This is a genomic window from Citrobacter sp. CFNIH10, from assembly GCF_002934585.1.
In the GTDB taxonomy this organism is placed as follows: Bacteria; Pseudomonadota; Gammaproteobacteria; order Enterobacterales; family Enterobacteriaceae; genus Citrobacter_A; species Citrobacter_A amalonaticus.
Genome location: NZ_CP026216.1, coordinates 3,868,542 through 3,879,982, shown reverse-complemented (window position 1 = coordinate 3,879,982; position 11,441 = coordinate 3,868,542). Strand labels below are relative to the sequence as shown.

Below are 11,441 nucleotides of genomic sequence, written 5' to 3'. Positions count from 1 at the left end.
CTTGTTATTGCGTTAACAGTGCCTTGATTTCTTGTTTTAAGGCGTCGTCGTTAATTCCCGTTAGCAGGGCCGCGCCGTTTAACGTGGGAACACCGTAATCGTTGTTGGTGCGCATGGAGGTCACAATCAGGTCCATGCCGTTACAGTTCAGCGGGATCTCATTAAGACAGCACTGGGCGGTGCTTGCCGCAATGCCTTGCTCGGCAAGGAACTCCTGCAACTTGTGTGCAATCATGGTTGACGTCGACATGCCGGTACCGCATGCCACAAGGATCTTTTTCATAATGGATTTGCCTCTTGTGTAGTGCCTGAATCAGGCTCAACGGGAAAGTGCCCGGCTGGCAGGCCAGCCAGGGCGGTCAATAAGCGAATGCAGTCAGTCAAATCACGCAGACTGGCGACTTCCGCCGGAGAATGGGTATAACGACAAGGGATGGAAAGGCTGGCGCAGGGAATGCCGTCCTGCTCAACCTGGATATAACCGGTTTCAGTGATAACGCCAGGCGCCACTTCGCGCTGCACGGGAATATGGTGCGCAAGAGCCGTTTGCTCGAGCATCTGGATCAGCCGTGGTGGTGTAATTAATCCCGCCAGCGTGCCACGACCGTGGTAGTTCAGACAGGTGATGCCAACGCCCTGATTGACGCGAACCTCTGAGTAGTCCTGCAGATCCGGCGTATCGCAGGACGGCGTGATATCAATACCGATTGCAAGATCTGGTTTAACGCGACGTAAAACCGGGACAATGCCGCGGATGTTGAACTCTTCCTGCACCGAGGCCACCAGATACACCGCGATATCCAGCGACGCCGCACCGATGGCATCCGCGACGCCCAGTAGCGCGGTACATCCCAGACGATCGTCCAGCGCTTTGCTACACACCAGGTCGTTCGCCAGCAGTTGCGGCGGGTTATACAGCGTAACCGGTGTGCCAACCTGAATGCCCATCCGCTGGGCGTCGGCTTTATCTTTCGCGCCAATATCAATCCACAGTTTATCGACGGAAGGCGACTGCGTGCGTTCATCCCCCTTTGCGAAGTGGTACGCCTTAATGCCGATGCATCCCATCACCGGGCCGTTATCCCCGGCAAGCGTGACCATCGAGCCGGACATGGTGACCTGCGCCGGGCCGCCCACGCGTTCGAAGCGCAAAAAACCCGACGGCTCAATTTTGCGCACCATAAAGCCGACTTCATCCATATGGGCAAACATCATCAGGCGCAAGGCGTTTGGGTTATCACTGCCGTAGCGGGCGACGACATTTCCTAAGCGATCGCGCCAGACCTCTTTTGCCTGACGTGTAAATTCGCGTAGCATGACCTCAGCGACGCTGTTTTCATGCCCAGAAACCGCATTGAGATGCAAAAGCGAGAACAGTGTTTCCTGCACAGAAAATGACATAAGGATCTCCGTAGACGATAAAACAATCACTCGTTGAGCGTTTTATAGGCGCTGGCTGGGCGAATAATTGTGAGCTGCTTCACGTGGAAATAGCGAAAGCTGAGGAAATAAAAAATAATGTGAGGTGAGTGGAATAAAAACGCTCAATGCTGATGAAAGTCTGAACGTGGGAGGAAGGAACGGGTGAGTGAAATTATTGAGATCGATGACACGCTGCAGCTACGGGCGGTTGAAGAATGTCACGTTGCCGGGCTGTATCAACTGGTATGTAAAAACAAGGCCTGGCTAATGCAGTTCTTTGACTGGCCGCAGTACGTCAATACGGAAGAGGATACGCGCAAAACGGTGCAGGGTAATATGATGCTGCATCAGCGGGACTACGCCAAAATGTTCCTCATTTTTGCCGGCGAGGAGATGCTGGGCGTGCTGTCGTTCAATCAGATTGAGCCGTTGAACAAAGCGGCCTATATCGGTTACTGGATAGACGAAACGCAGCAGGGGAAAGGGATCCTGTCGCGGGCGTTGCAGGCATTTATTCACCACTATGCCGGGCGCGGCGAGATCCGTCGCTTTGTGATCAAATGCCGGGTAAAGAACCAGGCAAGCAATCAGGTTGCGCAGCGTAATGGCTTTGAACTGGAAGGCTGCCTGAAACAGGCGGAGTTTCTGAACGGGCACTATGACGATGTTAACCTGTATGCTCGCATCATTGATTCGACGCTACAGTGAGCCAATCAGCGGCGTGCGGGTGATATGCTGATCGCCGTTGAACACTTTCGGCCCGCGCAGGTGAATGGCGTCGTCTGTGGCGGCTTCCACGGTGGTATGTCCCCGGATATCAACGTGATTTTCAATCAGCACCTCACCAAGAATGCGCGCATCGCCTTCAATCAGGATATGATCGTCGAGTAAAATGGGACCGCCGCACAACACGGCGTTTCCGCCCACCAGAACGTGATGTTTAAGGACACAGTTACCTTCAATCCGCGCTTGTTCCGCCACCTGTGAACTGTAGCGTAGCGTGGGGATCGCATCGTCTCCCGTTCCGGCGATCACCTGCGCCCGTCCGTACACTTTCGCGCAATCGCAAATCCAGACGTCGTTTTCATCATTTCCTTTAATCAGCGCCTCATCAAAGACCTCTGCCCGATGCTCAATAAAGGCGTAACTGACGATGGCATCGCCATAGATTTGTGGCTGGTGGACAATGCGTGAATGGCTGACCGTGGCGCGGTCATAGATTTGCAGGATCTGATCGCGCTCGATGGTCAGGCCGCGTGCCGCGATGATTTCCGATTGCTGCAAAATTCGCGCATCGCCAAAGAGGTGGCAATGGCCACGGACCGTGGATGACTGAATAGTGACGTTGTCACTTATTCTGGCACCGTGACTGAGTTCAGCGCGGTCAATCCAGACATTATCGCTAATGTGAACGTTGTCGCGCAGAAGACAGGGTTGTGTGATACGCGAATTGCCCGAAATCGTACAGCCGGAAAAGGCCAGCGTATTTTCGTCGTAAATCCAGCAGTGTCCGGCGTGGTCCAGCACGCTTTCATCATCAATCCAGCCGCCGGCGTCACCGGCTTTCACATCATTAAAGTCAATGAGTGCAATAATCTGGCGTAGTAATACGCTCATTTTATTGCCATTATCCTGGTAGCTGAACGCGCGCGGTTCGTCGCTGAGTCGGTATTTACGCATGAAGGCATTCCGTTTAGTGGCTTACTCTAACCGTAGCAAATTCTGCGGCACTGGCTAAAACGGATGAAATTCCATAAAATGCATTTCAAATATACTTTATAAAATAAACAAAATGAGTAACAGCAAGCATAGCGATCGTGTTCTGAACCTTCCCGCCGGTTACTTTGGCATGGTGCTGGGAACGATTGGAATGGGGTTTGCCTGGCGTTATGCCAGCCAAATCTGGCCTGTCAGCCACTGGTTTGGTGATGGTCTGGTGATTCTGGCGATGATGATATGGGGGCTGCTGACGCTGGCGTTTATCACGCGTCTGATTCGTTTCCCGCACAGCGTGATTGCTGAAATTCGCCATCCGGTGATGAGCAGTTTTGTCAGCCTGTTTCCGGCCACCACAATGCTGGTGGCGATGGGTTTTGTACCGTGGTGTCGTCCGCTGGCGATGGGGTTGTTCAGCGTCGGGGTGGTTATTCAACTGGTTTACGCCGCGTGGCAAACCGCCGGGCTGTGGCGCGGCTCGCATCCGCAAGAGGCGACGACGCCCGGACTGTATTTACCGACGGTCGCCAACAACTTTATCAGTGCGATGGCCTGCGGCGCGTTAGGCTATACCGATGCCGGACTGGTCTTTTTAGGCGCCGGCGTCTTTTCCTGGCTGAGCCTGGAACCGGTTATTCTGCAACGTCTGCGCAGTGCCGGGGAATTACCCACTGCCATGCGGACTTCGCTGGGGATCCAGCTTGCGCCTGCGCTGGTGGCCTGTAGCGCCTGGCTGAGCGTCAACGGCGGCGAGAGCGACACGCTGGCGAAAATGCTGTTTGGCTACGGCCTGCTGCAACTGCTGTTTATGCTCCGCCTGATGCCCTGGTATTTGTCGCAGCCGTTTAACGCCTCATTCTGGAGTTTCTCGTTCGGCGTGTCGGCGCTGGCGACCACCGGATTACATCTTGGTCACGCCAGCCCGTCGGGCTTTTTTCACACGCTGGCGCTGCCGCTATTCATCTTTACCAATGTTATCATTGCATTATTGCTGGTACGCACATTCGCGCTGCTGATGCAGGGAAAACTGCTCATTCGCACAGAGCGCGCGGCATTACTGAAATCTGAGGATAAAAAATGACCCTTCGTGACGAAAATTACTTCACTGAAAAATACGACTTAACCCGCACCCACTCGGAAGTGCTGGAGGCGATGAAGGTCGTTAAACCGGGAAAAACGCTGGATTTGGGCTGTGGCAATGGGCGTAACAGTCTCTATCTGGCGGCGAAGGGCTTTGACGTGACCGCGTGGGATAAAAATCCGATGAGCATTGCCAACGTCGAGCGAATTAAGGCGGCAGAAGGGCTGGACAATCTCCAGGCCAACGTGGTGGATCTCAACGCGCTAACGTTTGAGGGCGAATATGATTTTATTCTCTCCACCGTGGTGATGATGTTCCTCGAAGCCAAAACGATTCCGGGTTTAATCGAGAATATGCAGCGCTGCACTAAACCTGGCGGTTATAACCTGATTGTTGCCGCCATGGATACCGCTGATTTTCCGTGCACCGTGGGTTTTCCCTTTGCGTTTAAAGAAGGAGAACTTCGTCGTTATTACGAAGGCTGGGATTTACTGAAATATAATGAAGATGTTGGTGAATTGCATCGTACTGACGCCAACGGTAACCGAATTAAACTGCGCTTTGCCACGCTGCTGGCACGTAAAACAGCCTAAGTCGATGTTCCGCTAACCCCCTCTGCGCCCAGCATTTTTCTTAAAAATGGGCGCTCTGAAAAAATTGTGCTTTGGTTACCATTTTTAATCCAACGCAGATGATTTCCCTTTGCTACTATTTCAACTGCATATCTGCATATCTGCATATTCTAAGGGATCGTTTCATGCGTACTCATACTTTATTTAAAGTTGCAGTGCTTACTGGTTTACTGGCGTTATCTGGCTGTGCCTCAAAAGTGACGCAGCCTGATAAATACTCGGGTTTTTTAAAAGACTACTCAGGTCTTAAGGAAACAAAATCTGCTACGGGGCATCCGGTATTGCGTTGGGTTGATCCCAACTTTAGTGATACCAAATATGACAACATCGTCTGGAACCCAATAACCTATTATCCGGTCCCGAAACCTTCCACACAGGTTGGACAGAATGTGCTGGATCAGTTGTTAAACTACACCAACACAAAAATGAAGACCTCTATTGGTCAACGTAAGCCGCTGGTGACCACGCCGGGACCGCGTAGCCTGATCTTCCGCGGGGCGATCACCGGGGTGGATACCAGCAAAGAAGGGCTGCAGTTCTATGAAGTGGTGCCTGTGGCGTTGGTGGTTGCCGGTACCCAAATGGCAACCGGTCACCGCACGATGGACACCCATCTCTACTTTGAAGGCGAGTTAATTGATGCGGCGACCAATAAGCCGGTGATTAAAGTCGTGCGTCAGGGTGAAGGCAAAGATCTGAATAACCAGAATACGCCGATGGCATTTGAGACGCTGAAACAAGTGGTTGATGACATGGCGACGGATGCCACTATGTTTGATGTAAACCAGAAATAATCGTGACGCGCCATCGTTTGATGGCGCGTTTCTTTATGCTGTCCGGCGGCGCAACAGCGCCGGTGGACGGGCAAACATCACCAGGTTTCCCACCAGAATCAGAAGCAGTCCCGCTACCGCATTCACCTGCCAGCTATAACCTTCATAAACCGTAGAAAATGACAGCGCAACCAGCGGAAAGAGCAATGTGCTGTACGCGGCATTACTCGCGCCAATTCTTCCTACCAGCGTAAAGTAGGCACCGAAGGCGATGACCGATCCGAATACTGCCAGATACAGCAGGGCGCCGATGTAGCTGAAGGTCCATTGCGGAGTGAAGTTATCCCCGCGCAGAAGGGCAATCGTTGCAATCAGCAGCGTGCCGTACAGCATGGCCCAACTGTTAGTAGTCATCACTTCCAGACCTTTTTTCTGATGGCGCAGGCTGATCATATTTCCCAGAGAGAAACCAAATGTCCCCAGCGCGCTCAGACCAATCCCCAGCAGCAGCGATCCGCTAAATCCGCTGTTCATCAGATCCTGCCAGAAGAGGGTGACGATACCCGTCAGTCCCAGCGCGGCGGCGCAGTAAAACCGCAGCGGAGGTTTTTGCCCAAAGAAGAAGAAGCTATTCACCGCGTTAAACAGCACCGCCATGGAAAAGATAACTGATTCTAGTCCGGTATTGATCCAGGCGGCCGCCGTGTAAAAACACCAGAAGTTAAAGCAAAAAACGCAACTGCCTTGCAGCAGACAAAACAGATGGTCACGTAACGACAGCGTCCGTAACTTTCCACGAATCTGCATAATCAACATCATCAACGCCGTCGCCACCGCAAAACGCCAGAAAATCGAGACGGGTGCGGCAACCGGACCTTGCTGTAAATAAATGGCGATCCACGTGGTACCCCAGATCACCACGACCAGACAATATAATAGTGCGTTCATTATTTTCTCCCTTCATACCTAATAATTCACTGTCGCAGATTGCACGGGCGACGCGCTTTCATCGGCTTGCGGGATACTTGCAAAATCTTGCGCTTTTTTCCGTCGGACGGGTGGTAACCGCAATGACCTGCGATAGACTGAATGCCTGAATAACAGTGTTTATGTGGTGGTATGACCCGGTCCTACGATGCCTTTGAAAAGTTGAGTCAGCACAATGCCGTGTTACACGAGTCGGTCGAGCTGCGCTCGGGCGTTCAGTTAGCTGCATGGTCGAATAAGCGCGATACCATCACGCAGTATTGCGATCATCACACGCTCAGTCTGTATGTGGCAGATGGCTACGAGAGCTATCAAAAAACGGCCTCAGGCTGGAAAAATGGGGGCGGCCCGGACCGGTTTTGCCTGTTGCCAAAAGAGAGTGAATCTACCTGGGATATCCGCGACGACCTCTCGTTCGTGCATCTTTACTGCACTGACGCGCATTTGCGTGAAGTCGGGGAAAAAGTCTGGGATAAAAGCCCTTACCGTTTTACGCTGGATGAACGGACGTTTGGCAACGATCCAGGGATTACAGCGGTTTACCGCCAGTTTTTACTGGGCAACGACTGGCACCAGCCTGCGAATCACCTGACGCTCAGCGCCGCGTCGTCATTGCTGATGACCCATCTTATTCAGCACTACAGCAACGTGCAGTGGCGATTGCCGACGGTAACGGGTGGACTCGCGCCGGTGACGCTGCGTAATGTGCTGGCTTATATCGACGCCCATCTGGCAGAACCACTGACGCTAGCCGATCTGGCGCATGAAGCTGCGCTGAGCGAATTTCATTTCGCCAGAATGTTCCGCCAGTCGATGAAAATGGCACCGCATCAGTACGTGATGCAGCGCCGGATGGCAGTGGCAAAGCAACTGGTCTGTCACTCACAGCGTCCGTTAACGGAGATTGCGCTGGCCTGCGGATTCAGTTCGCCAAGTCACTTCAGTAACCGTTTCAAGCAGGTGACCGGGAAGACGCCATCGCAGCTACGCGCGTCGCGCCAGCCTTAAGACGGTGTAACAGATCCCGCCCGCGATCAGCCCCCAGAACGCCGAACCAATTCCGTACAGCGTCAGCCCGCTGGCGGTGACCAGAAACGTCACCACGGCGGCATCACGTTCGTTTTCATGACTCAACGCCTGATACAGGCTACCCGAAATCGTCCCCAGCAGTGCCAGTCCTGCCAGCATCTGAATACCGCTCGTCGGCAGCGCCGCCAACATCCCGGTAATGGAACTGCCGAAAACGCCGGCTAACAGGTAGAACACGCCAGCGGCAGCGGCGGCCAGCCAGCGTTTTGCTGCATCCGGATGGGCCTCCGGACTCTGGCAAATCGCCGCGGTGATAGCGGCAATGCAGATGGAATAAACGCCGAAAGGAGATAACAGCAGCGCCAGTAATCCGGTGACAATGATCAGGGGCGAGACGGGGACATCGTAACCCGCAGCTTTCATGGTCGCCACACCGGGCGCATTCTGCGACGCCATCGTCACCAGAAAGAGCGGTACGGCAATCCCCAGACAGTGGGCCAGCGAAAACTGAGGGGCAATAAACGTGGGCAACACCGGGGTCATCGCTAACGAAGAGGTGGCAATGTCACCTTCAAATAACGCAATGACCGCACCCGCAATCAGCGCCGCAATCACCGCATAGCGCGGTGCAATACGCTTCAGAATCAACCACGCCAACAACATGCCGCCACAAAGCAGAAACTGATCATTGAGACTGGCAAATGCCTGCAGGCCAAAGCGGAGCAAAATCCCGGCCAGCATGGCTGCCGCCAGCGAATGGGGGATGACCTGCATCAGGCGGGCGAATAATCCGGTCACGCCGCACAACACGATCAGCGCGTTGGCGATGATGAACACGCCAATCGCCTCCGGCAGCGTCAGTCCCTGGAGTCCAGTCACCAACAGCGCCGCACCGGGTGTTGACCATGCCGTCAGTACAGGCGCACGATACCAGAGCGTCAGGATCAACGTACTGATCCCCATCGCGAGGCCCAGAGCGCTCATCCAGCCGGCAATTTGCGCGGTACTGGCACCCGCCGCCACGGCGGCCTGCCAGATGATGGCCGCTGAACTGGCATAGCCGACCAGTACGGCGACAAAGCCAGAAAGCAGCGTGGGTAATGGGAGGGAAAATGAACGCATAGGCATTCCTTGTGCGTTATAACGGTCATTTAATCTAGCATCTGGGCGTTATAACGTACAAGTGGTAAGCTGATGTTTTGGGAGGATATCAATGGACAACCTGACACACTATCTGGCGAACACCTTGAAAACATTGCGCAAACAGCGTGAGTGGAGTTTATCGCGCCTGGCCGAGGCCACCGGTGTGTCAAAAGCGATGCTCGGGCAAATTGAGCGCAACGAGTCCAGTCCCACGGTGGCGACGTTATGGAAGATTGCCACCGGGCTGAATGTCCCGTTCTCTACCTTTATTTCGCCGCCGGAATCTGAGCCACTGCCGACGTTTGATCCGCAAGAGCAGGCGATGGTCGTGACGCCGTTGTTCCCGTGGGATCCGGTGCTGTGTTTTGATCACTTTTCAATTTTGTTGGCACCCGGTGCGCTCAGCGAATCCACGCCGCACGAAGCGGGCGTGATTGAACATGTGGTGGTAATCGCAGGCGATCTGGAGATGTGCATTGACCAGCAATGGCGCGTCATCAGGGCCGGAGAAGGCATTCGTTTTGCCGGCGATAGCGCCCATGCTTATCGCAACAGCAGCGAACAGACCGTGCACTTTCATTCGCTCATCCATTACCCGCGCAGTTAAGCGGGAAAACTATTTCGCAAAGCGGCGCTTCTGACTACAATAGCCGCCATTTTGCTGCTACTGGATAAAAACAACGCTATGCGCCCGTCTCCACATCGCCTTGAATTGTTAAGCCCGGCACGTGATACCGCCATCGCCCGCGAAGCCATTTTACATGGTGCGGACGCCGTCTATATCGGTGGCCCCGGTTTTGGGGCGCGTCATAATGCCAGCAATAGCCTGCAAGATATCGCGGAGCTGGTGCCGTTCGCCCATCGCTATGGCGCAAAAATCTTTGTCACGCTGAACACGATCCTTCACGACGATGAACTGGAACCCGCACAGCGACTGATTACCGATCTCTACCAGACCGGCGTGGATGCGTTGATTGTGCAGGACATGGGGATTCTGGAACTCGACATTCCGCCGATCGAACTGCATGCCAGTACCCAATGCGATATTCGCAGCGTGGAGAAAGCCAAATTTCTCGCTGACGTGGGGTTCACGCAGATTGTGCTGGCGCGTGAACTGAGCCTTGAGCAGATTCAGGCCATTCATCAGGCGACCGATGCCACCATCGAATTTTTTGTCCACGGGGCGCTGTGCGTGGCGTATTCCGGGCAATGTTATATCTCGCATGCGCAAACAGGGCGTAGCGCCAACCGTGGCGACTGCTCGCAGGCGTGCCGTCTGCCATATACCCTGAAGGACGATCAGGGACGGGTGGTGTCGTATGAAAAACACCTGCTGTCGATGAAAGATAACGATCAGACCGCTAACCTTGGCGCGCTGATCGACGCCGGTGTGCGTTCCTTCAAGATTGAAGGGCGTTACAAAGACATGAGCTACGTGAAGAACATTACCGCGCACTATCGGCAGATGCTGGATGCCATCATTGAGGATCGCGGTGACCTGGCGCGGGCTTCAGCCGGACGCACGGAACATTTCTTTACCCCGTCAACGGACAAAACCTTTCATCGCGGCAGCACCGACTACTTTGTGAATGCGCGCAAAGGGGATATCGGCGCTTTTGATTCGCCAAAGTTTATCGGCCTGCCGGTGGGTAAAGTGCTGAACGTAGCGAAAGATCACCTCGACGTTGAGGTCAGCGAGCCGCTGGCGAACGGCGATGGCCTTAATGTCCTGATCAAACGTGATGTTGTCGGCTTTCGTGCCAATACGGTGGAAAAAACCGGACAAAATCGCTATCGCGTCTGGCCGAACGAAATGCCTGCCGAACTGCATAAATTGCGTCCACACCATCCGCTGAACCGCAATCTTGACCATAACTGGCAGCAGGCGTTAACCAAAACCTCGAGCGAGCGTCGGGTGGCGGTGGATATTGAGCTGGGCGGTTGGCGGGAACAACTGATCCTGACGCTGACCAGCGAAGAGGGCGTCAGTATCACCCATACGCTGGATGGACAGTTTGATGAGGCCAACAACGCGGAAAAAGCGCTGAATGGACTGAAGGACGGACTGGCAAAACTGGGGCAGACAATCTATTACGCCCGCGATATCGCAGTGAATTTGCCCGGCGCGCTGTTTGTGCCGAACAGCCTGCTTAATGCGTTCCGCCGGGAAGCGATAGAGATGCTGGATGCCGCGCGCCTTGCGAGCTACCAGCGCGGCGTTCGCAAGCCGGTGTCCGAGCCTGCGCCGGTTTATCCGCAATCACACCTGAGTTTTCTGGCCAACGTATACAACCATAAGGCGCGGGCGTTTTACCATCGTTATGGCGTGCAGTTGATTGATGCGGCGTATGAAGCGCATGAAGAAAAGGGCGAGGTGCCGGTGATGATCACCAAACACTGCCTGCGCTTTGCCTTTAATCTGTGTCCGAAGCAGGCGAAAGGCAATATCAAAAGCTGGAAGGCGACGCCGATGCAACTGGTGAACGGCGATGAGGTGCTAACGCTTAAATTTGACTGCCGTCCGTGCGAAATGCATGTGATTGGTAAAATCAAAAATCACATTCTGAAGATGCCGCTGCCTGGCAGCGTGGTGGCTTCCGTCAGCCCGGAAGAGCTGATGAAAACGCTGCCGAAGCGTAAAGGCTAACAAAGCTGCCG

12 protein-coding genes are annotated in these 11,441 nt (G+C 54.0%); 7 read left to right on the top strand and 5 right to left on the bottom strand.

All coding sequences use genetic code 11. The features are described from left to right. Positions 1-4: 4 nt before the first annotated feature. On the bottom strand, positions 5-283 hold the full coding sequence (sgcB, locus tag C2U53_RS22530; RefSeq protein ID WP_086512595.1) for a PTS sugar transporter subunit IIB SgcB: 279 nt from the start codon (positions 281-283) through the stop codon (positions 5-7). Beyond that, positions 280-1,401 carry a M42 family metallopeptidase gene (locus tag C2U53_RS22525; RefSeq protein WP_043000632.1) on the bottom strand — a complete coding sequence of 374 codons (1,122 nt, stop codon included), beginning with the start codon at positions 1,399-1,401 and terminating at the stop codon, positions 280-282. The genes sgcB and C2U53_RS22525 overlap by 4 nt, the downstream gene beginning before the upstream one ends. 183 nt (positions 1,402-1,584) lie before the next feature. Between C2U53_RS22525 and rimL the strand changes: the two genes are divergently transcribed. Continuing rightward, the gene (gene rimL, locus C2U53_RS22520; protein WP_044327416.1) at positions 1,585-2,130 is read left to right on the top strand and encodes a 50S ribosomal protein L7/L12-serine acetyltransferase; all 546 of its coding nucleotides are present in this window, start codon (positions 1,585-1,587) and stop codon (positions 2,128-2,130) included. On the opposite strand, the gene ydcK is transcribed toward rimL, so the two are convergent. Continuing rightward, positions 2,122-3,102 (bottom strand): YdcK family protein, encoded by a 981-nt coding sequence (ydcK, locus tag C2U53_RS22515; RefSeq protein WP_104446473.1) that lies wholly within the window; start codon positions 3,100-3,102, stop codon positions 2,122-2,124. The two genes, rimL and ydcK, sit on opposite strands and share 9 nt — an antisense overlap. Positions 3,103-3,214: 112 nt before the next feature. Here ydcK and tehA point away from each other — a divergent pair, with 112 nt between their 5' ends. From tehA to C2U53_RS22500, 3 genes are all read left to right on the top strand, one after another. Continuing rightward, on the top strand, positions 3,215-4,219 hold the full coding sequence (tehA, locus tag C2U53_RS22510) for a dicarboxylate transporter/tellurite-resistance protein TehA (protein WP_044257870.1): 1,005 nt from the start codon (positions 3,215-3,217) through the stop codon (positions 4,217-4,219). After that, the gene (tehB, locus tag C2U53_RS22505; RefSeq protein WP_044257871.1) at positions 4,216-4,812 is read left to right on the top strand and encodes a tellurite resistance methyltransferase TehB; all 597 of its coding nucleotides are present in this window, start codon (positions 4,216-4,218) and stop codon (positions 4,810-4,812) included. The genes tehA and tehB overlap by 4 nt, the downstream gene beginning before the upstream one ends. Before the next feature lie 164 nt (positions 4,813-4,976). Continuing rightward, on the top strand, positions 4,977-5,645 hold the full coding sequence (locus C2U53_RS22500; RefSeq protein ID WP_043000637.1) for a DUF3313 domain-containing protein: 669 nt from the start codon (positions 4,977-4,979) through the stop codon (positions 5,643-5,645). Positions 5,646-5,678: 33 nt separating this feature from the next. Here C2U53_RS22500 and C2U53_RS22495 read toward each other — a convergent pair whose 3' ends face one another. Next, on the bottom strand, positions 5,679-6,572 hold the full coding sequence (locus C2U53_RS22495; RefSeq protein WP_044267098.1) for a DMT family transporter: 894 nt from the start codon (positions 6,570-6,572) through the stop codon (positions 5,679-5,681). 171 nt (positions 6,573-6,743) lie between these two features. Here C2U53_RS22495 and C2U53_RS22490 point away from each other — a divergent pair, with 171 nt between their 5' ends. Continuing rightward, a complete protein-coding gene (locus C2U53_RS22490; RefSeq protein WP_043000639.1) occupies positions 6,744-7,619 on the top strand; it encodes a helix-turn-helix domain-containing protein in 876 nt (291 codons plus the stop codon). Here C2U53_RS22490 and C2U53_RS22485 read toward each other — a convergent pair. Then, on the bottom strand, positions 7,596-8,762 hold the full coding sequence (locus C2U53_RS22485) for a benzoate/H(+) symporter BenE family transporter (protein ID WP_104446472.1): 1,167 nt from the start codon (positions 8,760-8,762) through the stop codon (positions 7,596-7,598). The two genes, C2U53_RS22490 and C2U53_RS22485, sit on opposite strands and share 24 nt — an antisense overlap. 91 nt (positions 8,763-8,853) lie before the next feature. Here C2U53_RS22485 and C2U53_RS22480 point away from each other — a divergent pair, with 91 nt between their 5' ends. Both C2U53_RS22480 and C2U53_RS22475 read left to right on the top strand, forming a co-directional pair. After that, positions 8,854-9,390: a helix-turn-helix domain-containing protein gene (locus tag C2U53_RS22480; protein ID WP_043000641.1), complete on the top strand. Its 537-nt coding sequence runs from the start codon at positions 8,854-8,856 to the stop codon at positions 9,388-9,390. Positions 9,391-9,468: 78 nt separating this feature from the next. Next, positions 9,469-11,430, top strand: coding sequence for a U32 family peptidase (locus tag C2U53_RS22475; RefSeq protein ID WP_104446471.1), 1,962 nt, complete (start codon positions 9,469-9,471; stop codon positions 11,428-11,430). The last annotated feature ends 11 nt before the right edge of the window (positions 11,431-11,441 follow it).